The 21,735-nt window shown below is 51.7% G+C and carries 21 protein-coding genes; 17 read left to right on the forward strand and 4 right to left on the reverse strand.

The window, feature by feature from the left end; genetic code table 11:
- Positions 1 to 130: 130 nt before the first annotated feature.
- From LDO05_RS02460 to LDO05_RS02475, 4 genes are read left to right on the forward strand one after another with little or no spacing between them, the layout of a single operon-like run.
- Positions 131 to 1,315, forward strand: coding sequence for a sugar ABC transporter substrate-binding protein (locus LDO05_RS02460; protein WP_251377343.1), 1,185 nt, complete (start codon positions 131 to 133; stop codon positions 1,313 to 1,315).
- Positions 1,312 to 2,796 (forward strand): sugar ABC transporter ATP-binding protein, encoded by a 1,485-nt coding sequence (locus tag LDO05_RS02465; RefSeq protein ID WP_251377344.1) that lies wholly within the window; start codon positions 1,312 to 1,314, stop codon positions 2,794 to 2,796. Before LDO05_RS02460 ends, LDO05_RS02465 begins: the two co-directional genes overlap by 4 nt.
- 43 nt (positions 2,797 to 2,839) lie before the next feature.
- Complete coding sequence (locus LDO05_RS02470; protein ID WP_481857041.1) at positions 2,840 to 3,793, forward strand: ABC transporter permease; 954 nt, start codon at positions 2,840 to 2,842, stop codon at positions 3,791 to 3,793.
- Between the two features lie 21 nt (positions 3,794 to 3,814).
- Positions 3,815 to 4,759, forward strand: coding sequence for an aldo/keto reductase (locus tag LDO05_RS02475; protein WP_251377346.1), 945 nt, complete (start codon positions 3,815 to 3,817; stop codon positions 4,757 to 4,759).
- 67 nt (positions 4,760 to 4,826) lie between these two features.
- Here the strand turns inward: LDO05_RS02475 and LDO05_RS02480 are convergent, their stop codons facing one another.
- On the reverse strand, positions 4,827 to 5,324 hold the full coding sequence (locus LDO05_RS02480) for a CcdC family protein (RefSeq protein ID WP_481857042.1): 498 nt from the start codon (positions 5,322 to 5,324) through the stop codon (positions 4,827 to 4,829).
- Between the two features lie 157 nt (positions 5,325 to 5,481).
- Here LDO05_RS02480 and LDO05_RS02485 point away from each other — a divergent pair, with 157 nt between their 5' ends.
- From LDO05_RS02485 to LDO05_RS02505, 5 genes are all read left to right on the forward strand, one after another.
- Positions 5,482 to 6,555 carry a lactonase family protein gene (locus LDO05_RS02485; protein ID WP_251377348.1) on the forward strand — a complete coding sequence of 358 codons (1,074 nt, stop codon included), beginning with the start codon at positions 5,482 to 5,484 and terminating at the stop codon, positions 6,553 to 6,555.
- A 369-nt stretch (positions 6,556 to 6,924) separates the two neighbouring features.
- Complete coding sequence (locus LDO05_RS02490) at positions 6,925 to 7,956, forward strand: sulfate ABC transporter substrate-binding protein (protein ID WP_276575534.1); 1,032 nt, start codon at positions 6,925 to 6,927, stop codon at positions 7,954 to 7,956.
- Positions 7,957 to 7,990: 34 nt separating this feature from the next.
- Positions 7,991 to 8,821 (forward strand): sulfate ABC transporter permease subunit CysT, encoded by an 831-nt coding sequence (cysT, locus tag LDO05_RS02495; RefSeq protein WP_251377349.1) that lies wholly within the window; start codon positions 7,991 to 7,993, stop codon positions 8,819 to 8,821.
- Between the two features lie 45 nt (positions 8,822 to 8,866).
- Positions 8,867 to 9,727 (forward strand): sulfate ABC transporter permease subunit CysW, encoded by an 861-nt coding sequence (gene cysW, locus LDO05_RS02500; RefSeq protein WP_481857014.1) that lies wholly within the window; start codon positions 8,867 to 8,869, stop codon positions 9,725 to 9,727.
- Between the two features lie 101 nt (positions 9,728 to 9,828).
- On the forward strand, positions 9,829 to 10,056 hold the full coding sequence (locus LDO05_RS02505; RefSeq protein ID WP_251377350.1) for a YezD family protein: 228 nt from the start codon (positions 9,829 to 9,831) through the stop codon (positions 10,054 to 10,056).
- 147 nt (positions 10,057 to 10,203) lie between these two features.
- Here LDO05_RS02505 and LDO05_RS02510 read toward each other — a convergent pair whose 3' ends face one another.
- Positions 10,204 to 11,169 (reverse strand): hypothetical protein, encoded by a 966-nt coding sequence (locus tag LDO05_RS02510; protein ID WP_251377351.1) that lies wholly within the window; start codon positions 11,167 to 11,169, stop codon positions 10,204 to 10,206.
- Positions 11,170 to 11,353: 184 nt separating this feature from the next.
- Here LDO05_RS02510 and LDO05_RS02515 point away from each other — a divergent pair, with 184 nt between their 5' ends.
- The 6 genes from LDO05_RS02515 (at position 11,354) to LDO05_RS02540 (ending at position 16,070) form a co-directional block, all read left to right on the forward strand.
- On the forward strand, positions 11,354 to 12,082 hold the full coding sequence (locus LDO05_RS02515; RefSeq protein ID WP_251377352.1) for a DUF421 domain-containing protein: 729 nt from the start codon (positions 11,354 to 11,356) through the stop codon (positions 12,080 to 12,082).
- 27 nt (positions 12,083 to 12,109) lie between these two features.
- On the forward strand, positions 12,110 to 12,529 hold the full coding sequence (locus tag LDO05_RS02520) for a GNAT family N-acetyltransferase (protein WP_251377353.1): 420 nt from the start codon (positions 12,110 to 12,112) through the stop codon (positions 12,527 to 12,529).
- Positions 12,530 to 12,593: 64 nt separating this feature from the next.
- Positions 12,594 to 13,427: a sulfite exporter TauE/SafE family protein gene (locus tag LDO05_RS02525; protein WP_251377354.1), complete on the forward strand. Its 834-nt coding sequence runs from the start codon at positions 12,594 to 12,596 to the stop codon at positions 13,425 to 13,427.
- A 1-nt stretch (position 13,428) separates the two neighbouring features.
- On the forward strand, positions 13,429 to 13,815 hold the full coding sequence (locus tag LDO05_RS02530; RefSeq protein ID WP_251377355.1) for a DUF1634 domain-containing protein: 387 nt from the start codon (positions 13,429 to 13,431) through the stop codon (positions 13,813 to 13,815).
- Positions 13,816 to 13,943: 128 nt separating this feature from the next.
- Positions 13,944 to 14,582: an NAD(P)-dependent oxidoreductase gene (locus LDO05_RS02535; RefSeq protein WP_251377356.1), complete on the forward strand. Its 639-nt coding sequence runs from the start codon at positions 13,944 to 13,946 to the stop codon at positions 14,580 to 14,582.
- Positions 14,583 to 15,185: 603 nt separating this feature from the next.
- On the forward strand, positions 15,186 to 16,070 hold the full coding sequence (locus tag LDO05_RS02540; protein WP_346657609.1) for an AraC family transcriptional regulator: 885 nt from the start codon (positions 15,186 to 15,188) through the stop codon (positions 16,068 to 16,070).
- 526 nt (positions 16,071 to 16,596) lie between these two features.
- On the opposite strand, the gene LDO05_RS02545 is transcribed toward LDO05_RS02540, so the two are convergent.
- Complete coding sequence (locus LDO05_RS02545; RefSeq protein WP_251377357.1) at positions 16,597 to 17,499, reverse strand: SDR family oxidoreductase; 903 nt, start codon at positions 17,497 to 17,499, stop codon at positions 16,597 to 16,599.
- Between the two features lie 210 nt (positions 17,500 to 17,709).
- Here LDO05_RS02545 and ssuE point away from each other — a divergent pair, with 210 nt between their 5' ends.
- Positions 17,710 to 18,276, forward strand: a complete 567-nt coding sequence (gene ssuE, locus LDO05_RS02550; RefSeq protein ID WP_251377358.1) for an NADPH-dependent FMN reductase — start codon at positions 17,710 to 17,712, stop codon at positions 18,274 to 18,276.
- 388 nt (positions 18,277 to 18,664) lie between these two features.
- Complete coding sequence (locus LDO05_RS02555) at positions 18,665 to 19,267, forward strand: P-loop nucleotide/nucleoside kinase family protein (RefSeq protein WP_251377359.1); 603 nt, start codon at positions 18,665 to 18,667, stop codon at positions 19,265 to 19,267.
- A gap of 330 nt (positions 19,268 to 19,597) precedes the next feature.
- Here the strand turns inward: LDO05_RS02555 and LDO05_RS02560 are convergent, their stop codons facing one another.
- A complete protein-coding gene (locus LDO05_RS02560; protein WP_251377360.1) occupies positions 19,598 to 20,629 on the reverse strand; it encodes a ribonucleotide-diphosphate reductase subunit beta in 1,032 nt (343 codons plus the stop codon).
- Positions 20,630 to 21,735 lie beyond the last annotated feature (1,106 nt).

A 21,735-nucleotide genomic window follows, 5' to 3' on the forward strand; every position in this document is an offset into this window, starting at 1 on the left:
ATTCTAAATGGGATGAAATATATGTATTGACAGGCGGTGTGGTTAGTTTTACCATAAGATAAATTCCGGTTAAGTTGCTTGGTTTACTTGTATATGAGATAGCCGAAATCAATGAATTGGGGGAATTTATATGAAAAAATGGCTTAGCTTAATGCTGATCACGGTTGTACTATTCGTGTCGGCATGCACCAATGAACAATCCGGCTCCAATCAGAAGGCGGATGTTCAGGCCAATACGAGCGACAAGAACAACTCAGCAGCTGCGCCTGCTGCCGGTGGAGAGAATAAGACTAATGCAGAGCAGACAACAGGAACTACCGGAGCCACAGCAGGGAGCGCGGAGCTTCCCGAGAAGCTGAACAAGCCTGTGCGCATTGCACTTGTTACACGGATTACGTCTGGATCGTTCTTCAATTCTTACAATAAGGGAGTCCAGGAGCAAGTTGATGCATTTGGCGGTGAATTGAAAATCTATGATTCTGCGAATGACCTTGCCAAGATGGCTTCCAATATTGAAGCTGCCATCAACGAGAAGGTGGATGCGATTCTTGTTAATAACGGAACAGCCCAGGCTCTGGAGCCTGCGGTGAAAAAGGCACTGGCTGCGGGTATCCCGGTAGTGGCCTATGACAGTGATCTTAATCTGCCTGGTGTATCTGCAATTAATCAGGACGATTACTTGCTGGCCTGGCAGTCGCTTAAGAAGCTCGCGGGTGATCTGAATGGCAAGGGGGATATTGCTGTACTGTGGGTAGCTGGTTATCTGCCTATGGAGCGCCGTCAAGTCATCATTGACGCTTTCAAGAAGCGGTATCCGAACATTAAGGAAGTCGCCCGGTTCGGAAGTGTCACATCGAATACTTCTTTGGATACCCAGGCTCAGGTCGAGGCACTGCTGAAGAAATATCCGAATCCCGGAGACCTGGATGCAATCTATTCGAACTGGAACGAATTCACCCGTGGTGCGCTTCAAGCCCTGAAGCAGGCTGGTCGCACGGATATTAAAGTGTACGGAATTGATTTGACTGACGAAGAGCTCCCTCTATTCCAAGATCCGAACAGCCCGTGGCAGGCGGCTTCCGCTACTAACCCGGGAGATGTAGGTAAGGTTCAAGCCCGGCTTGCTTATCAGAAAATTGCCGGTGAGCAGGTGCCGGAGGATGTGTCTATTGAGCCGCATCTTATTGACCGTACTGTGCTTCCCAAAGAGAAAATATCGTTCACCGATCTGGATAAATATGTCCCGGGCTGGGGCAAATCAGACGAAGCCCGCTCTCCGTGGATGGCCGAGCTGGAGAAAGGCTCAGCGAAATGACGCTGAAGCTTCACGGAATTTCGCATGACTTCGGCGGCGGACCCGTTCTCCAGGAGGCTGACCTCGCGGTCCATCCCGGAGAAGTGCATGCATTGCTTGGCATGAATGGAGCAGGCAAAAGCACTCTGATGCATATTGCAGCAGGCCTGTATTCTCCGCTTGAAGGGACGGTTGAAATTAACGGCGAGCGGGTTGTCTTGGAGGGGCCATCAGATGCGGTCTCCAAAGGTGTGGTGTTCCTTACCCAGGAAGTGGATCGGGGCCTAGTCCCGCAGCTGTCTGTTCATGAGAATCTGACCGTATCCCTCTTAAGGAGTGAACGGGCATTCTTGTTCCGCAAGAGATTGAACAGGCAGAGGGCAGCAGAGCTGCTTAAGGAGTACGGCCTTGTTATAGATGTTGATCAGCCAGTAAGCCGGTTGTCTCTCTATGAGAAGCAGATGTTATCGATTGTTCGCGCGGTAAGTAATCAGGCGAAATACTTGCTGCTTGATGAACCTACGGCGGCATTTGACCGGAAAGAGGCTGAGCGGTTCTACCAGGTGGTTCGTCAGCTGCAGGAACAGGGGATTGGGATTGTACTCATCTCGCACAAGCTGCATGAGGTGTTCTCATTAGCTGATGTTATTACGGTCCTTCGGGGAGGGAAGACGGTACTGCAGCTTCCTTCCCGGGAGACAACACCAGAAGAAGTGGTTGAAGCGATGACAGGGGGAGAGTCGATCATTGACCGACGGGCAAGACCTAGCGGCGAAGCCGCGCCGATTAAGTTCGAAGTAAGAGAGCTTCGCCTGGATGAGGGTCATCCGGGAATCAATCTTCAGATCAGAGAAGGAGAGATCCTGACCGTATTTGGTCTGCTCGGAAGCGGGAAGACGGAACTCGCGGAGAAGCTGTTCGGCGTACGGGGCAGCTATAAAGCCGGCCTTATGGGCGAGGAGCGCCGTATCGGCAGCACTTCCGAGGCTGTAAGCAATGGAATCGCCTTCGTGCCCGAGGAGCGGGGGCGCCATGGAATATGGAAGAGAGAGGATATAAGGACTCATCTGGCTTTATCCTTTAGAGGCCTGATCTCGAAGTCCCGGGAACTGAGGTACAGCCGGGATTTGATAGCGTCGTTCACGATTCGTCCCAGCTCTCCTTCTCATTTGGCCGGACAGCTGAGTGGAGGCAACCAGCAGAAGGTAGCCATCGCGAAGTGGTTCGCAGCCAAGAGGGATCTGGTTATATTCGATGAGCCTATGAAAGGGATTGATGTTGCCGCAAGAGAGGCAATATTCCAAATGATCGAATCCCTGGCCAACCAGGGAACATCGATTCTATATTTTACGGCAGAACCGGACGAGGCGCTGCGGATCTCTGATCGAATTCTGATTCTGGCAGACAGGCAGATCCAGGGTGAGTATGACCCGTTCGATACTACGATGGATGAGCTGCTGCTTGCAGCAGACAAGGAGGCCAAGGCAGTTGAGCACAGTTAAAGTACTACGGCCCGTTAGGGCTGTTAATCCGGTTACCGGGTATATTTTTCGTTATGGGGCTGTCATTACTATTATCGGGGTCATCGCGTTCTTCTCTATCGTGAACGATCACTTTCTAACCTACAATAATCTGAAGGATATCCTTAAAGCAATCTCGATAACGACGTTCCTTGCCCTGGGCGTTACTTTCAGTCTGGTCGTAGACGGATTTGATGTCTCCGTGGGTTCCACAACCAGCCTGGCAACGATTGCCGCGGCATCGGCACTGATTCTTCACCGTCAGGAACTGCTTGTCACCCTGTTAATTCCCCTGTTGTGCGGAGTGCTCGTTGGCCTGTTCAATGCCCTGCTCGTAGTGAAAATCAAACTTCCCGATCTGCTGGCAACTCTAGCGGTGATGTATATCGTGAACGGGATCCAGATGACCTATACCAAAGGTTATTCCATCTACGAGGGAATGCCGGGAGCGGAGGGGGAACAGACGGGCAAGTTCATACCCTCGTTCCTGTTCATCGGACAAGGCGAGGTCTTGGGTATTCCGGTAGCAGTTATCCTCATGCTGATCTTCGTGCTGATTGCTTATCTGTTTCTGGAAAAGACAACGTTAGGACGTCATATGTACATGGTAGGCGGGAATCCCGAGGCCGCTAATCTGTTCGGAATTCCGGTCAACCGTTACCGGGTTCTTGCCTATGTGATCAGCGGCCTGTTCGCCGCAATCGGCGGGATTGTGCTGGCCAGCCGCATTGGTACCGGACAGGTCTCAGCAGGGGCCCCGCTGCTGATGGATGCGGTAGCTGCCGCTTATATCGGCTACGCCTTGTTCGGAGAGAAACGGCCGCACGTGGTAGGTACACTGCTCGGTTCAATTCTGATCGGTGTACTGCTAAATGGTCTTACGATGATGAATGTGCCTTACTTCGCTCAAGACATTGTTAAAGGTTCTATTCTTGTCTTGGCGCTGGCATTCTCATTCTTACGCAAGGATAGACAATAACCTGGATTGGGAGGGATCGAGATGGAGACAAGAAGGCTTGGAAAGAGTGATCTGCATACGTCTGTCATCGGATTCGGAGCCTGGGCTGCCGGGAAGGCCGGCTGGGGCGATGTATCGGATAACCAGATTGAACGCGCGATTCATAGGGCGCATGAACTGGGTGTGAACTTCTTCGATACCGCACCTGTGTACGGGTTCGGGGAATCGGAGCAAATTGTGGGGCGGACATTGAAGCCCATTAGAGACAAGGTCATACTGGCAACCAAATTTGGTCTGACCTGGGACGATGCGGGGAGCATCCGGAATGATGTATCCAGAGAGAATATTGTTCGTGAAGTCGAGGATAGTCTGCGCCGGCTGCAGACGGACTATATTGACTTATATCAGGTGCATTGGCCGGATCCGTCGGGGGCTACCCCGTTTGAAGAGACCTTTGATACACTGAACCAGCTGGCTCAGCAGGGTAAGATCCGCTATATCGGTGTGTCCAACTTCTCAGTGGAACAGCTGACCAAAGCGGCGGCCATATCCCCCGTGGTGTCACTGCAATCTCTGTATAACATCCTTCAGAGAGATGTGGAGCAAGGGCCTCTCCCTTACGCGGCAGAGAAGGGGATTGGATTCATCCCCTACAGCCCTTTGGCCCAAGGCCTTCTTACGGGCAAGTTTAATCCGGGGAACAAGCCAAAGGAGGACGACGTGCGATCTGTGCTGAATCCGTTATTTGGGGAAGCTGAGTATGAGCTTAACCTTACGAAGGTTCAGAAGCTAAGTGAGATTGCCGGACGTTATGGAAAGCCTCTGGGACAGCTGGCTATCAACTGGCTGCTGGCTAACCCGGCAGTAAGCAGTGTCATTGCCGGAGCGAAGACGGCGGAGCAGGTAGAAGAGAACGCCGGTGCAGCCCAGTGGAAGATCACGGCGGAGGATGTTGAGGAGATTAATCAGCTGCTCTTAACAAATTGAGCAGATACAGCAAGAAAGGGATGTCCCACGCAGCCACTGAGTGGCTTGCGGGACATCCCTTTTGCAGTTATCGATTGGCTGGAACTGAATCTTTGAGAATGGTCTGATAATGCTTCCACATGAACAACCGCCAGCGAAGGATCATTCCGTAAGCCAGCAGGAAGAATAGAGCACCCGTCTGCGGTACGGAGATGTACTGCTCGATGAATTCATGAAGCAGCATTCTTACAGCGAGCAGTCCAAGCAAGACCAGAATGAAGCTGCGGGAACGCTGTACAAATACCTGCCCATCCACGAGCTCGAACTTGGTGCTGCGGATCAGTGGATAAGAGAATAACAGCCATCCAATCGCAAAAGCAACAATGCCCCATAACCAGGGAATGCGGACAGCAGGAACAACGAACATGAAGAATCCTGTTGTCATACCTACCGGGGGCATGACGATTTTCTTTATCGTTACCGGCCTGTCACTCGCCTTGATCCGGATGAATATAGCTAGCAGGGCCATAATTAGAGTACCCGCTGTGGCAGCGATTTGTAGATACGTAGGACTGAGCTGCATAATTTCAGGCCCCTTTCAATAGATGAACATTCTGTATTTCATTATATCACAATAAAGCCGCAGGGTTGAATAAAAGAACGGCTTACAGAGATGACACGGCTCTAAAAGGGTAATTAGAATTGAGATAATAGAATTGAAGGAAAAAGGAGACCTGTGGAATATGACGAACAGTAATCTGGCGAATGAAACTTTGTTGTATGTTGGCAGTTATGCTTCGGCCGAAGATGGAGGCATTCACCTGGCTTCCTTTAATAAAGAGACGGGAGAGCTTAAGTTCATTCACAGCACACCCGGGATTGAGAACCCTTCCTTTGTCATTGTGAATGATGAGGGAACCAGGCTGTATGCCGTTGCCGAACTGGAGGACGGGCAGGTTGCCGCTTATGAGATTAACCAGGAAGATGGAAGTCTTCGGGAACTGGGCCGGGAGTCGACTGGCGGATTCGCGCCTTGTTACATATCTTATACTCCCGGACCGGAAGGCCAACTATTCTCCGTCAACTATATGAGCGCAGAGGTGAGCAGTTACTATCTGGACGGGAACGGGGCAATCAAGGGGCTCGCTTCCCGGGTCAAGCATGTGGGGAAGGGACTGAGGGAAGATCGGCAGGAGGCCGCCCACACGCACTCCATTGTGCTTGACCGTAACGGCAGGTTCGCCTACGTATCGGATCTGGGCATGGATCAGATTGTTGTCTACCGTGTGGAGGACGGCAAGCTTGTGACACACAGGGAGATCAAGCTTCCGCCAGGTTCAGGACCAAGGCACTTCAAGATTCATCCATCAGGCCAGTGGGCTTACGGAATTAATGAGCTTAACAACACGGTGACTGCCTATTCTATAGATGAGCCCCGGGGGGACTTGGAGATACTCCAGCATATTTCTACAATCCCGGAGGACTTCGCGTCAGAGACAACAAGCGCGGAAGTGGCCATTTCCCCATGCGGACGCTTTCTGTATGGCTCGAACCGGGGACATGACAGCCTTGTGCGCTACCGGATTGACCAGGAGAGCGGCAAGCTGTCTGATCCTCAGTGGGTACCTAGTGGGGGAGAAGGACCGCGGCACTTCCTGATCGTCCCAGGCGGCTATCTTCTGGCAGCCCATCAATATAGTGATAACTTGGTCAGCTTCCGGATTGATGCTGAGACAGGCATTCCAAGTGCAACCGGCTATGAGCTTCGTCTTGGCAAGCCGGTCTGCATTGCACTGGCCAAGCCCTCGGAGGGCTGAGGAACAGGCGTCGGCACGCAAGCAAGACACCACAGACAGGATTGGCTGACTGTGGTTTTTTGCTGTGTGGAGAAGTGCAAGTATTTTAGCGTAGTGACGCAAAAAAGGTTTGACAATATATGTGACATACAATTAAAATAACAATCATAACTTACTAAACAGGTAGGATTAATTTTAAATTTAGCTTAAGGTACTTCAAGATAGAGGAACGCTCTAGAGGACTTGGCAGGCACGGGCAGCCGCTCGGTTTGACACTTGAGCACTGGGGCGTTTCTTTGTCGTACACCCACACTTCAATGAACAGTCAGATGGTGCAAGAGCCAGATCATTTTCAGAGATAAGAGTACGTTCAAAAGGGGAGTGAGAGGAATGAAGAGAGGTTTGAGAAAAGGGATTATTGTAAGTCTTGTGCTGGCTATGTCTGTGGTGACTGCCGCCTGCGGTACAAGCTCGGGCAAAGGCGATAATACCGTGGAACTGCTGAATGTATCTTATGATCCGACCCGTGAACTCTATGAAAATTATAACAAGGTATTCTCGGCGTACTGGGAGAAAGAGAAAGGGCAGAAGGTTAAGATCAAGCAGTCCCATGGAGGCTCAGGCAAGCAGGGGCGTGCGGTGATCGATGGCCTGAAAGCCGACGTAGTCACCTTGGCGCTGGGATATGATATCGACGCTATTCAGAAGAAGGGGCTTATCAAGGAAGGGTGGCAGAGCAAGTTCGAGGGGAACAGCTCGCCTTATACGTCAACAATTGTCTTCCTGGTGCGCAAAGGCAATCCGAAAGGAATCAAGGACTGGGATGATCTGATCAAAGGTGATACTGAGGTCATCACGCCAAATCCTAAGACCTCCGGTGGAGCACGCTGGAATTACCTGGCTGCTTGGGGTTATGCCCTCCATCATAATAACAATGATCAGAACAAAGCGAAGGAATTCGTTCAGGAGCTGTTCAAGCATGTGCCAGTTCTCGATACTGGAGCGCGCGGAGCTACGACTACCTTTGTAGAACGCGGGATCGGCGATGTCCTTATTGCCTGGGAGAACGAAGCCCTGCTGTCTATGAAGGAACTCGGATCCGGCAAGCTGGATATTGTATATCCTTCCGAGAGTATTCTGGCGGAACCGCCGGTAGCTGTAGTCGACAAAAATGTGGACAGTAAGGGTACCCGTGAAGTAGCGGAAGCTTACTTGAAATACCTGTATTCCGAAGAAGGCCAGAAGATTGCGGCCGAGAATTTCTATCGTCCGACGCTGGACAGTGTGAAGGAGAAATACAAGACGAGCTTCAAGGAGCTTGAGCTGTTCTCGATTGATGAATTTGGCGGCTGGGCCAAAGCGCAAGCCGAGCATTTCAGCGATGGGGGCGTATTTGACCAAATTTACGTACCCGGCAAATAATAACCGACCGGACAGGCGGAGGGGATAAGTAAATATGAAAACAATAGCTACCAAGCGGGGAGTGCTCCCCGGCTTTGGGCTTACCATGGGCTACAGTGTGCTCTATCTCAGCTTAGTGGTATTGATTCCACTGTCAGCACTGCTGCTGAACTCTACAGGACTAACCTGGGGGAAATTCTGGGATATTGCCACAGACTCGAGAGTTCTTGCATCCTTCAAGATCAGCTTTCTGACGGCCGCGGCTGCAGGTCTGATTGATGCGGTGCTTGGCCTGCTTCTTGCGTGGGTTCTTGTAAGATACGATTTTCCAGGTAAAAGCATATTTGACGCCATGATAGATCTTCCTTTTGCGCTTCCAACGGCCGTTGCCGGAGTCTCGCTGACCGCGATCTACTCCGATAAAGGCTGGATCGGCTCGCTGCTGGAGCCGCTGGGTATCGAGGTGGCCTACACGCCGATTGGAATTACGCTGGCACTCATGTTCATTGGAATTCCGTTTGTAGTCAGAACAGTTCAGCCTGTTCTTCAGGAGCTGGAAGCGGAGGTCGAAGAAGCAGCAGCTACGCTGGGCTCGGGAAGAGTCAGAACGTTTCTGGTCGTGGTTCTTCCCCAGCTCTATCCGGCCCTGCTGACCGGATTCGCTCTCGCTTTCTCCAGGGGAATTGGAGAGTATGGCTCGGTTGTCTTCATTTCCGGAAATATGCCGATGAAGACAGAGATTGCCCCGCTGCTCATCATGTCGAAGCTGGAACAGTTCGACTACGCGGGAGCTACTGCGGTGGCCCTTCTCCTGCTGATGATCTCATTCCTGCTGATGCTTATTATTAATACGCTTCAGCACAGACTACGCAAAACAGCCCGTTAAGAGCCGGAAATTCCAGTAACATGATTCAAGAAGGAGGATATAACTATGGCCGGTGCTGTACCTATGACTCCCGGGAGTCCAGTGAACGTAAGAACCAGATCCTTGAAAGAGACAGGCTGGGTGAAGTGGACATTAATAGGTCTTGCCTCGCTAGTGCTGCTGTGGCTGATCGTGCTTCCCCTTATTGTTGTGATCACTGAAGCCCTCAAACAGGGCTGGGACGTCTATCTTGCGGCTATTGTCGATCCTGACGCGCTGTCCGCGCTGCGGCTGACTCTGCTGGTTGCCGTGATCACCGTTCCTCTAAATACAATCTTTGGTGTAGCCGCTGCCTGGGCAATTACCAAGTTCCGCTTCCGCGGCAAGCAGCTCCTGATTACATTGATCGATCTGCCTTTTGCAGTATCTCCGGTTATCGGCGGTATGATTTATATACTGGTATACGGAGAGCATGGCTGGTTGGGCGGATGGCTGGGCAGTCAGGATATTCAGATCATCTTCGCTCTGCCGGGGATTGTACTGGCTACCCTGTTCATTACCTTTCCCTTTGTCGCCCGAGAGCTTATTCCGCTTATGGAGGATCAGGGACAGCAAGAGGAAGAAGCTGCGGTAACACTGGGAGCTAAAGGGTGGACTGTATTCTGGAAAATTACGCTGCCGAATATCAAATGGGGTCTGTTGTACGGTGTAATCCTGTGTAATGCAAGAGCGATGGGTGAATTCGGTGCCGTATCTGTCGTATCCGGGCATATCCGGGGCGAGACCAATACCCTGCCGCTGCATGTAGAGATTCTCTATAACGAATACCAATTCTCGGCGTCGTTCGCTGTAGCTTCTCTGCTGCTTGTACTCGCTCTGGTGACCCTGGTGCTCAAAGGCTGGTTTGCACGCAAAAATGCGCATTGACGATGGTTTCCAATGTATGGTAATGTCTAATCATAGTTAATTGATTGGAATATAAGTATTAGTGGAGAGAATAAAATATCGGGAAGAAGGAGGCTCGCGTTATGGCTAAACCATTAAAAGTGGATGACGTATGGCTGGATCGGATCGCCGGCTTATTAAGCGACATTGAGTTTGGTTCTCTGAATATTGTGATTCATGAGGGACAAATTGTACAGGTGGAACGTACGGAACGCAAGCGGTATGAGTCCGGTGCCTCCGGAGGCGCCAGAGTCTCAGCAGGCTCCAAGCATTCACCCAGAGCTTTACGTGAGTCCGGTCCCGGTAGGTAGTAGCACTAGATAAAGAGCGGAGAATCTACTCTGCCAGATATGAAAAAGGTATGCAAAAGCCCCGTACTCCGGGTTCCCCTGACTTTAAGTCCTGGGTCCCGGAGTACGGGGCTTCATTCGTGTGAACGGGCAGGGACACCGTATCACTTAATGCTTATTGGCATTGTCTGTGTCAGCCGGGCTTGCGGCTCCCTCTCCGTCTGTGTCTGCGTTCAAGGGGCGCTCTTCGTTGTCCGGAGTCCCGGCGGGAGCATCCAGAAGCAGCGTCTGCAGGGCCGTGTCATCATAATGACCGGCGAACGGGCGGGCCTTGCGGGGCTTCGCGCCGGTGAGGCTGAAGCCTAGCAGGAACAGCAGGAGCTGGACGGCAAGCACGTACAGCGAGGTCTCCAGGCCTGCGAGATGAACCAGCGCCAGCAGGGCGGTGAAGAGGGAGAGCAGGCGCAGCAGGCTTGTGCTGCCCCCGGGGCGGCGGTTCGCCAGCAGCGCCGGGTAGAGCAGCAGCAGCGAGAGCAGGATGGAGGCGAAGCGCGCCCAGATTGCCGCGCGGGTCCAAGCGGCCTCGCTGCCGCCGGCAGCGGCTGCGTCTCCGAGAGCCTGCAGCAGCCAGGCGGTCAGCAGGACCGCAGCTGCCGCGAAGGCGAACGGCAGCATGGCCTGAAGCTGCTGCCACAGCGAGAGGCCCCAGCCGGGCTGCTCGGATCTTGCGAGCAGCTTCGCCCGCTCTTCCATGAGCCGGACAGCTTCGCGGTCCAGGGCTCTATGGAGCAGCGGCAGACGGGCTTCGTCCCCGTCTGCCAGATAGGCGCCGATCTGGCCTTGCAGGTCGGCGGTCAGGTAAGGCGCGGCTTTGCACGCCTGCAGCCGGTCCATGAGCAGCGCGTCCGCATCAGCGCACGCGCCGCGCTGCTCTGCCGCGCGCTGCAGCGGTCCGGCTGCGGCGCCGTACAGCTCAAGGCTGAGGCGAATCCGCTCCAGCCGGGCCTGCTCTGTACGCCAGGCGCTGCTCCGCGCCGCGGCGTACAGGGCTATGAAGGTAAGGGCGGTCACGGCGGCCAGATAAGGCCCCGCGGGGTGCTGGATCAGCCATGACCAGACTTGCGTTAGAGACACCGGGATATCACTCCTTCGATCCATCAATATGTATAAGCCATCCTTCTCTAGTCCGTATAGCTTTCCCTACCTCCACTATTGCACAGGAGCGGGATATAATACAAGCGGTCCTTTAGCCTCCAGTGGGTATATATATAGCAAGTACCGGCTCAGCCAGGTATCCTGCATTTATAAATCAGCTATAATGGAGGTTGGAACTTTGGACTTTGAACAAATTACTTTCAAGCTGCTCATCGGTTTTGCGGGTCTATGGACAATGACACGCCTGCTCGGTAAGAAGGAGATCTCCCAGCTGACTCCATTCGATTTCATATCTTCCCTTATGTTAAGCGAGCTTGTAGGGAATACCGTCTACCAGGAGGATGTGAAATTCTCTCATTTAATCTACGCGCTGCTGCTCTGGACGGTGCTGTCGTTCGTCTTCGAGAAGATTACCCAGTATTTCAAACGGACACGGGGCTTCCTGGACGGGAAAGCTTCTATTCTCATTCGTCATGGGGAGGTAGACCTGAAGGAGCTGCGCAAGAACAGTCTGGACTTCGATCAGCTGAGAATGCTGCTGCGTCAGCATGATGTGTTCTTCATGCGTGAGGTGGCTTATGCAATCTTTGAAGCTAACGGGACCCTCAGCATTATGAAGAGATCCGAATATGAGCCGGTGACCCGCAGTGATCTGAATCTGCCGGACAAGGAGGCTTACTTCTCCTACCAGCTTGTTGAGGACGGGAAGCCGGATGAGGAGAGCCTGAAGCTGCTGGGCAAGGACGAGTCCTGGCTTATGGCCGAGCTGCGCAAGTGCGGGCATGAGAAGCTGAGTGAAGTGGCCTATGCCGAGTGGACCCAGGACAAGGGGATGTACGTGCTGGAGCATCGCAGTAAATCTTTCAAGCTTCCAGAAGACGAGGTGGATTAAATTGTAGGAAAGGGGATGAACCGAATCATGGATTTAGGTCAGCTTGATATATACGAACAACCACCAAAAGCTGCTGACTATCTCGCCCTGCGGTCCCAGGCTGGAATGAGTCCGAGAAGTGAAGCGGGTGCTGCGATAGGGCTCCGCAATTCTTATTATGCAGTTAGTGTCTACCTGCAGGACGAGCTGATCGGAATGGGAAGAGTGATCGGGGATGGCGGCTGTCATATGCAGGTGGTCGATATGGCAGTCAGGCCGGATCTCCAAGGTCAGGGGATCGGTCACATGATCTTTGGCCGGATTGTGGCATATCTGGAGCGTGAAGCGCCGGATAAGACCTTCGTCAGCCTGATTGCGGACGGTCCTGCCGACAGGCTGTACCGAAAGTTCGGATTTGCTTATACACAGCCTGAAGGCCAGGGCATGTATCTGAGAATCAGACCTTGACCGGTCTGAGCTCCGGCAGGGCCTGCTGAAGCTGTAGCATTATACATATAAAGGAGCGGCAGACTTGACGAATACAGTCATCGAAATCTTTTTAATTGCTATATTGGCGGGAGTGGTCGGCTCGGTCCTGGGACTTGGAGGCGGGATTGTCGTTACACCAGCCCTGACCCTGCTGTTCGGGGTGGATATCAACCATGCCATCGGAGCCAGCATTATCTCCGTTATCGCTACCTCCAGCGGCTCGGCAGTCGCATATATCAGGGATCGCATTACCAATCTTCGGGTAGGGATGTTCCTGGAGATTGCCACGACAGTGGGGGCTATTACCGGAGCTTTTCTTGGCGCGATTATTGCCCCCAAATTTCTATATATCATTTTCGCGCTGCTTCTCCTGTACTCAGCCTATGCCATGATTAAGAAAGGCAAACAGGAGATCCCGGATAACGTGCCGCTTCATCCTGTAGCCGAGAAGCTTGGCCTTAACGGAGAGTACTATGACAAGTCCATAGGACAGACGGTAGCTTACAATGTGGACAAGGTGCCCCAAGGTTTCAGTGTGATGTACGGGGCCGGGGTCATCTCCGGGTTGCTGGGGATCGGAAGCGGAAGCTTTAAAGTTATGGCTATGGATGTGTTCATGAAAATGCCGCTCAAGGTGTCGACGGCCACAAGCAATTTCATGATGGGAGTTACCGCGGCGGCCAGCGCCGGGATTTATCTGTTGCGGGGGGATATTGATCCTGTGATCTCAGCCCCTGTTGCCCTTGGTGTACTAATCGGGGCCATGGCAGGCTCGCGCCTGATGCAGCGGATGAAGAGCAAGACGATCCGCAAGCTGTTCATCCCGGTCATGATCTACGTTGCCGGACAAATGCTGTACCAGGGATGGAGGGGTTAATATGGCGAATCATGAGAATTCTGGCGGGGATGCGCCGAGCCGGATAGCGGATGTTGAGCTGGCTATCAGTAAAATGCTGCGGATCGGGATCGTGGCAGCCGCCGCGGTCATTATTATCGGGCTGGTGCAGTTCCTGGTCACCGGCGTCAGCGGATATCCGGATGGGACGTATCCACTCGGATTCCGGGCTATCTGGGAAGGGCTTCTGGACATGAAATCGGTAGCTGTCATTGAGACCGGGCTGCTGATTCTGATTCTGACGCCGGTTCTGCGGGTATTTGTCTCACTATTCGTATTCTGGCAGGAAAAGGACTATCGGTTCGTTGCGATTACGGCTACCGTGTTTATTATCCTGGTCATCAGCTTTTTACTGGGCAAGGCAGGCTGACGAGTAGAAAATTCGACGGTAATGCGTTTTGGATTCACTGGTTGGGATAATTATAATATATAAGTTGGATCATGATCACACGCAAGCCTATCCCATTCCATTCAAATAGAGAAGGAGCGATACATATTATGAAAATTGCACTGTATGGAGCGACAGGTACGATCGGAAAAAGCATTCTGGAAGAAGCGCTGCGCAGAGGCCACGAGGTCACTGCCGTGCTCAGAGACGTCTCCAAGCTTGAAGGCCTGGATCAGCATGAGAAGCTTCAAGTGAAGACGGGGGATATCCTTATGCCGGATTCCGTGACTGAGGCTGCAACTGGTAAAGACGTAGTAATCAGCGCCTTTGGCCCTAAATTCGGGCAGGAGGATGAGCTGTCCGAAGTCGCGCGGACACTTGTGGAAGGTGTGAAGCGCGGGGGAGCCGGGAGACTGATTGTGGTCGGCGGAGCCGGAAGTCTTGAGGTGGCTCCAGGTGTGCCCCTCATGGATACGCCAGCCTTTCCGGAGGAGTGGCGTCCACTGGCACGGGCTCATGCGGAGGCTTACGAGATATTCCAGACCTCCGATATTGACTGGACTTATTTCAGCCCTGCAGCTGTGATTGAACCTGGTGAGCGTACCGGGAACTTCCGGATCGGAACCAATCAGCTCGTCACTGATGAGCTGGATAACAGCCGGATCTCTGTGGAAGATTACGCGGTGGCATTGCTTGATGAAGTGGACGAGGGACATTTTGTACGCGGGCGGTTCACTGTCGCTTACTGATTCACCATTGACCTGTTTTTGTCTCAGGAGCTGACATAGGGATGATGTGGATTGCCTGGTGTGATGAGCACTGGATCAGGCGTCATGAGCACGGGAGAACTTAGGATAAGCTCGCGCCTGCGTTAGAGAAATTTCTAATAAGGACAGCGATAGATATATGGACAAGGGCAGGGGCTATGGCTTCCTGCTCTTTGTTGTGTGGTTTTGCGGTTGTTATTGCTGTTAGTATTGTTGAAATGCGAGTTTTGGCCTTGGAGTGTTGATCCGGGAGTTTTGAGTTGCGTATTTTGACTGTGAGCGTTGAGTAGGATTTGGAGCTGAGTTTGAACTATGAGTTGTGATCTGTCGTTTGGTATGTCTATATTTTAATCTGCGTATTGTTCTATGTCCTGTAATATATGTAATCTAATCTGTATTCTTTTTTCTTTAGACTCTTGGTTATAGCCTAACGGGCTTGGCCTTGTTAATCTTATCGGTAGCATCCTCTAGGCGCATCAGATGGGAACAAGCTGGCTTATCCAGCGGTCCTAGCAGAATCGGACAGGAATTGCACGGAAATATCTCTGCCGATCTGCTAGATTGATGTAGGAAAGGTAGGTTTCGATGATGGAATGGGTTGAGCGAATGAACGGGGCGGTCAATTATATTGAGGAACGGCTGTTAGAGAAGCTTGACTACACCGAGGCCGCAAGATGGGCCTGCTGTTCGGCGTATCATTTTCAGCGGATGTTCTCCTTCATCACCGGGGTTAGCCTGGCGGAGTACATCCGGCGCCGCAGACTGACGTTGGCCGCCTTCGAGCTGCAGCATAGTGAGATCAAAGTTCTTGATCTGGCACTTAAGTATGGATATGAATCTCCTGAGGCATTTACACGGGCTTTCAGCAACCTGCATGGTGTTACGCCTACCGCGGCACGTCTCACAGGAACCTCGCTCAAAGCCTACCCGAGAATGACCTTTCACATGTCAATTAAAGGGGCTGCAGAGATGAAATATCGAATGGAGGAGCTGGGACCATTCCGTATTGTGGGATTATCCGAACGGGTGAATACGGAGCAGGCATTCCGCGTAATCCCACAGATTTGGGCGACAGCGCAGAATCAGGGGGTCTTTGAGAGATTGTGGCAGATCCGGGCGGAAGGCGACTTCATGGGTGGCATACTTGGTGTCTGTGCGAACGGGGAGTTCGGGGAGAACGAGGAGTTCGACTACTTGTTATCTGTGAAATCCGATCAAGATCCACCGGAAGACATGGTCTCGTTCGATTATCCAGCATGCACATGGGCTGTATTTGATGCACCCGGTGGTCCCGAGGGGATTCAGGAGATATGGAGCCGTCTCTATACAGAGTGGGTTCCATCATCCGTATATGATCTTGCTTACCTGCCGGCGGTAGAGAATTATCTTCCGCCAGAGGAAGGCAGAAATGAATTGTGGATACCTGTCGTTAAGAGGGGGCAGGTCGAACTTGTTGGAGATAGTGATTAACGGCTTGGGAATGATGCTTCTCTCTGCTTCTGTAATAAATAACCTATCCGGGATACTTCCGGATAGGTTATTTCCTTGTAGAGCTGTGTCGCTCAACAAGATCACATGTCTTTAGCCTGTAACAGGCGGTGTGTTATTCCAATAAGATGACACGGCTCTATCAAAGACAAAGCGGTATGTCGTCCTAGCAGGACGATGTATCACTGCCGTGACGACTACTTGCACTTGTATTCAGGATATAAGTGGAATGATTGAATGAAGATTTGACCGCAATTGTTCCACGAGCAACAATTAATTAACATAATTAACTAATTGCAGTTCAACTCTGCCTGGAAGGCCGGGTTGACTGGGTTTGGATAGCTGGGGTGGCTGTGTTAGCTGGGTTAAACGAACTTACATGTCTAGAATGGCACACATGATGCGCATGACGTACATGACGCGCATGACCAACAAGACGTACATGGCACACAAGCCCCACATGGCACCCATGCCATACAGCCAACTCTTACACCCGAACTCTGCTGGATCACGTGGTGACCATATCCCCGCCGTTCACATGGATGGTCTCGCCCGTTACATAAGATGAATCGCTGCTTGCGAGGTATACGTAAGCGGGAGCAAGCTCGTAAGGCTGACCGGCCCGTTTCATCGGTGTATCGGTACCGAAGGTGCTGACTTCCTCAGCCGTGAAGCTGGAAGGAATGAGAGGGGTCCAGATTGGACCTGGAGCAACCGCATTGACACGGATTCCCTGGTCAACGAGTGACAGGGCTAGGGAGCGGGTGAAGGACACAATCGCACCTTTGGTCGAGGAATAGTCAATCAGGTTCTTTTTGCCCTGGTAAGCGGTAATTGATGCCGTATTAATGATTGCCGAGCCTCTGCGCAAGTAAGGAAGGGCTGCCTGCACCAGAAAGAAGAAGGGGAAGATATTCGTCTGAAAAGTATGGTACAGCTGCTGTTCGGTGATATCGCCAATACTGTTCTGAGGGTACTGCACGGCATGATTGTTGACTAGAATGTCCAGCTGGCCAAAATGCAGAATTGTCCCGTCAATGACTGAGGAGCAGTTCTCCTTGAACCTCAGATCCGTCTCCAGAAGAAGACATCGTCTTCCAAGCTGCTCAATCCGGTTCCTAGTCTCGATCGCATCAGATGTCTCATTCAGATAGGCAATGACTATATCGGCGCCTTCCTTGGCAAAAGCATAAGCCACCGCGCGTCCAATTCCACTGTCCCCGCCGGTTATGACGGCAACCTTGTCTTTTAGCTTGCCGCTTCCGCAGTATTCCGGACTCTCTGAGATCGGTCTTGGATTCATCAAGCTTTCAATACCGGGCTGTGTGGGCTGGTGCTGGGGCGGGAAGCTCAGCTTTTGGTCTATGCATACCGTTTCTTTTCCGTAATAAGGATATATAGGGTTCGTCATACAGACAGTCTCCTCTACTGATCTTTGATTCCTTGCTCATCCATATGCATCCGCCCAGAGGTTGGTTCCTTGGAAATGGGATACGGAAGAGGTAGAATGAGTAGGAAATGTCTAATTTGGTTGACAATCTGCTTGCAAATTGATAGCATACTTTTAAAGTTTAGTAAGTATATCGGAATTATAAAATTTAAATAGGCAGGTGTATATGGAATGGCAAAAATAACAATCATTAACGGCAATCCTTCGCTGACTTCCCGTCTCTCGGCTATTATCGGACTAACCGAAGAACTCCTCCGAAAGGAGAATATTGAGGTTCATCACGTTAACGTGGCTGAGCTTCCGCCCGAGGACCTGATCCATACGAAATTCGAGAGTGAGGCGATTGTGAAAGCCAATGCCCTTGTGGCTCAAGCCGATGCCGTGATTGTGGCGAGTCCGGTGTACAAGGCTTCTTATACCGGTGTTCTTAAGACCTTCCTTGATCTCATTCCGCAAAAGGGTCTGGCCGGCAAAATCATTCTTCCGCTGTTCATCGGCGGCAGTCTTGCCCACCTTCTGTCAATCGATTATTCCTTGAAGCCGGTGCTCTCCGCTCTTGGCGCGCGTCATATTCTTGGCGGTGTCTATACCGTGGATAATCAGGTTGCCCGGACCGAAGCCGGGGGCTTCGAGATTGCCGAAGAGCTGCGTGCCCGTCTGGAGGAGAATGTGGCTGAGCTTGTGAAGGAGACGAACCTTCGTCTGCAGCACAGTGAGCTTCCTAAGAGTCTGTCTTAATCCGGCTCCACACCTTACGCCTTACGAAGAGATGATCTCTCTATGAAATTCATAAGCAGTTCCGTATATTAGTGTCTGATCTATTCTTTGCAAGTGCCTGCTCAAAGACATAAGCTTCTGCCTTCCTGGAAGGCATTGAGCTTATGTCTTTTGTGTATATAGGGTGTTCTGCTAAATTTGTGGTTTGTTTGATATGGTAATGATGACAATAGGGATGATGTTGGAAGTCGGGCAGGGGGTGGGAACTAATCTTTATATTTTATAGCTGTGACACTCTCCTGCTGCTAACCTAGAGCGCCCCGAATACACCAGAGCCTCTTGTCTGGCACTACTTTGCTTTGATGTGTTAAAATGTACAAATGAACATATCAGAACTGGAGGCTTTACGATGCAAAAACTGGTATTCTTTGTAGGTGTGGCTGGGACAGGCAAAACAACGGTGGCCCGCAAGCTGTCCATGCGAATTCAAGCAGCCTTTTTGGATAGAGATACGGTAGGCGGCAGATTTGTGGAGAAGATTCTTGAAATGAACAATTTGGACAAGAACGACCGGGATTCAGAGTTCTATAAGAAGCACCTTCGTGACCTTGAATATGATACCACGAAGGATATTTGTGTGGATAACCTGGCTGCGGGACAGAGCGTATTCATGATCTCGCCGTTCACCTCCGAGCTTAAGAATGCGGCCTGGATTGAAGAGGTTGTAACCGCGGCAGGCCTAACCCTGAGTGAGGTCGACGTTAAGGTTATCGTGGTTACGCTCAGCGACATGGATGTTCAGAAGGAACGGATTATTGAGAGAAAGACCGAGCGGGATACCTGGAAGCTGAATCACTGGGATAACTTCAAGCAGCGGGTTGAATTTGTTCCGGAAGTGAACTGGAATATTCCTGCTTCCTCTATTACAGTCTTCGATAACAGCGGAGAGCTGACCGATGCGAAGATTGAGGGTCTGTACCAATTTATAACGGCCGATCCACACAAGAACTAAGCGGGGTTTTGCGGCCATGCTCGCCCAGCTAGATTGGGTGGCACCTATATCCGTGTCCGGAAGTTTTATGATTTCCCTGTAAAAGAGTTCAAATAGCCTCCCCCCTTCTAATCAGGGACGAGGCTATTTGCTGTTGCTTATTCCTGCTGAGTAGCAATCTTACTTGCTAATGTTAACTATTTACCGTTACTTGCTCACTAAATTACTGCTGACTGTTCGATTCTCAGCAGCCCCACTCACGGGGCAGGGCATCTAGTCCGAGTAACACAGACAGGGTCAATCCTTATAGGACTGACCCTGTCTGGTATTTCCCAATATTAGTCTGATCGCTTACAGATCGTCAAAGCCGTTATCGTCGCCAACTTTGCCATAGTTACGGGACTTGGCTTCGAAGAAGTCGGTCTTCGTGGCATTGAGCGCTTCATCAGAGAAAGGCTTGATCCAAGGCATGCAGTTCACATCAACGCCTTCATAAGCTTTTTCCAGACCCATTAGAGTCAGGCGTTTGTTAGCAATGTATTTGATGTAATCAGACAGCTCATTGAGATCGATACCGCGCACTTCTTTCAGTGTGTAGAAAGCCCAGTTCGTCTCGAGCTCTACCGCACGGTTAATGGTAGCGTAAGCCCAGTCCATGTTGGCTTTGGTGTTCAGCTCCGGATAGTCCACCAGCAGCTGCTTGAATACCTCAGCGAAGAAGTAGCAGTGCTGATTCTCATCACGTTGAATGTAAGAGATCATTTGGCTTGTACCCATCATTTTCTGGTCACGTGCCAGGTTATAGAAGAAGGCAAATGTACTGTAGAAGAAAATTCCCTCCAGAATCAGGTCAGCTACAAGGGCCTCGAAGAACGTCTGCGGTGTAGCTTCATCACGGAAGTTCTGATAAATATCCGAGATGAATTTGTTGCGTTCCAGTAGAACCGGATCATGCTTCCAATATTCAAAAATCTCCTTCTGCTCCTGTTCAGACACGATGGAGGACAGCACATAAGAATAAGACTGGTTATGAACAACCTCCTGCTGACCGATGATCGCGGAGATCGCTTCCAGCGACGAATCGGTGAAGTAGCGCTTCACGTCGCCCACGAACATGGTCTGCATGGAGTCCAGCACCGCCAGCAGGGAGATGTTGATCTTGAACGTCCGCTGCTCTTCGCTGTCCAGGCGTGCGAATTGCTGCGCATCCTTGGACATTGGAATCTCATCTGCGATCCAGTGGTTCAGAAGGAGCACTTTATACAGCTTATACATATGAGGCATCCGGATGTCGTTCCAGTTCAGAATCCCGGAACACTCTCCACCAATAACCTTAGTAGACCGGTTAGGTGCCTCTGTATTAAAAATCGTTTGCAATTGCATAAAATCATCTCCTTAAAATAATGCGTGATGCGATCGGCTTGTGCGTATCGAGGCACTCCGAGTACGAAAGGATCAGCCTTGCTGCGTGGAGACGCTCTGAGAAGGAACTTCTGCACGTAGAGACGCTCCGATAACGAAACGATCCTACGACCGCTGTTATCTCCAAGTTTCTTTGATTCATACCGCAGCAGCGGTAGAAACTCGGAGATAAAGGCGGACGCTTCGCTTCTACGAATTCGTTTTCGTTCTCTCCGCTCCCGCTGCAGCAGAACCAACCAAAACCTTTCTCAGGCCCACGCTTCTCCTTGCCTCTGCCCACATAGCCGTCAAGCCGTCGGAAACGCTCTGGCAACGAAGCATTCAGCTTCTGCACGTGGAGACGCCCCGAGAACGAAACGATCTTACGACCGCTGTTATCTCCAAGTTTCTATGATTCGAGCCGCCGCAGCGGTCGAAACTCGGAGATAAAGGCGGACGCTTCGCTTCTACGAATTCGTTTTCGTTCTCTCCGCTCCCGCTGCAGCAGAACCAACCAAAACCATTCCCAGGCCTTGTCTCTCGTTCCCGTTGCTCCTTGCCTCTGCCTACATAGCTCTGCACCGAGCCCAAGCGAATCCCGAAGGGAGAGCGCTTCACAGCAGACCGAATCAACCAAAACGTACGAAGCCCCGCCCGCGCTGCTCTGCACCAAGCCCAAGCGAATCCCAAAGGGAGAGCGCCTCCCAGCAGACCCGAACAGCAAAACGTACGAAGCCCCGCCCACGCTGTTCTGCACCGAGCCCAAGCGAATCCCAAAGGGAGAGCGCCTCTCAGCACGCAGTCCCTAACAACGAACAACCTAACTCACACGCCAGTCGCAGGAGCTCCTCAAGTAGAGCGTGCCCGAAGGGGCGACAAGCGGCTCATATATCCAAAGTCACCCGGGTGCGCACTCAGCAGCTCCCAAGCGACTGAAACAGGTAACTAAACACTGCCAAACTGTAAGCGGGTCCCGAAGGGACGGCAAGCGATCCCAACACCAACCCAACACACACCCGCCTCTGTAACTCCCACGTTACCTCCAGTGGGTGTCCAGAGGGCGGAGCCCTTGGGGCCCTCCCTTAGGA

The organism is Paenibacillus sp. YPG26 (assembly GCF_023704175.1).
Lineage (GTDB): Bacteria > Bacillota > Bacilli > Paenibacillales > Paenibacillaceae > Fontibacillus.

Bases quoted from the DNA above. Each gene is read 5' to 3' on its own strand.
- LDO05_RS02460 (WP_251377343.1), top strand. From the start codon at position 131: ATGAAAAAATGGCTTAGCTTAATGCTGATCACGGTTGTACTATTCGTG.
- LDO05_RS02535 (WP_251377356.1), top strand. From the start codon at position 13,944: ATGAAAATTGCACTGTATGGAGCGACAGGTACGATCGGAAAAAGCATT.
- LDO05_RS02545 (WP_251377357.1), bottom strand. From the start codon at position 17,499: ATGACGAACCCTATATATCCTTATTACGGAAAAGAAACGGTATGCATA.
- ssuE (WP_251377358.1), top strand. From the start codon at position 17,710: ATGGCAAAAATAACAATCATTAACGGCAATCCTTCGCTGACTTCCCGT.
- cysW (WP_481857014.1), top strand. From the start codon at position 8,867: ATGGCCGGTGCTGTACCTATGACTCCCGGGAGTCCAGTGAACGTAAGA.
- LDO05_RS02490 (WP_276575534.1), top strand. From the start codon at position 6,925: ATGAAGAGAGGTTTGAGAAAAGGGATTATTGTAAGTCTTGTGCTGGCT.
- cysT (WP_251377349.1), top strand. From the start codon at position 7,991: ATGAAAACAATAGCTACCAAGCGGGGAGTGCTCCCCGGCTTTGGGCTT.
- LDO05_RS02520 (WP_251377353.1), top strand. From the start codon at position 12,110: ATGGATTTAGGTCAGCTTGATATATACGAACAACCACCAAAAGCTGCT.
- LDO05_RS02485 (WP_251377348.1), top strand. From the start codon at position 5,482: ATGACGAACAGTAATCTGGCGAATGAAACTTTGTTGTATGTTGGCAGT.
- LDO05_RS02515 (WP_251377352.1), top strand. From the start codon at position 11,354: ATGGAGGTTGGAACTTTGGACTTTGAACAAATTACTTTCAAGCTGCTC.
- LDO05_RS02465 (WP_251377344.1), top strand. From the start codon at position 1,312: ATGACGCTGAAGCTTCACGGAATTTCGCATGACTTCGGCGGCGGACCC.
- LDO05_RS02475 (WP_251377346.1), top strand. From the start codon at position 3,815: ATGGAGACAAGAAGGCTTGGAAAGAGTGATCTGCATACGTCTGTCATC.
- LDO05_RS02505 (WP_251377350.1), top strand. From the start codon at position 9,829: ATGGCTAAACCATTAAAAGTGGATGACGTATGGCTGGATCGGATCGCC.
- LDO05_RS02530 (WP_251377355.1), top strand. From the start codon at position 13,429: ATGGCGAATCATGAGAATTCTGGCGGGGATGCGCCGAGCCGGATAGCG.
- LDO05_RS02560 (WP_251377360.1), bottom strand. From the start codon at position 20,629: ATGCAATTGCAAACGATTTTTAATACAGAGGCACCTAACCGGTCTACT.
- LDO05_RS02555 (WP_251377359.1), top strand. From the start codon at position 18,665: ATGCAAAAACTGGTATTCTTTGTAGGTGTGGCTGGGACAGGCAAAACA.
- LDO05_RS02540 (WP_346657609.1), top strand. From the start codon at position 15,186: ATGATGGAATGGGTTGAGCGAATGAACGGGGCGGTCAATTATATTGAG.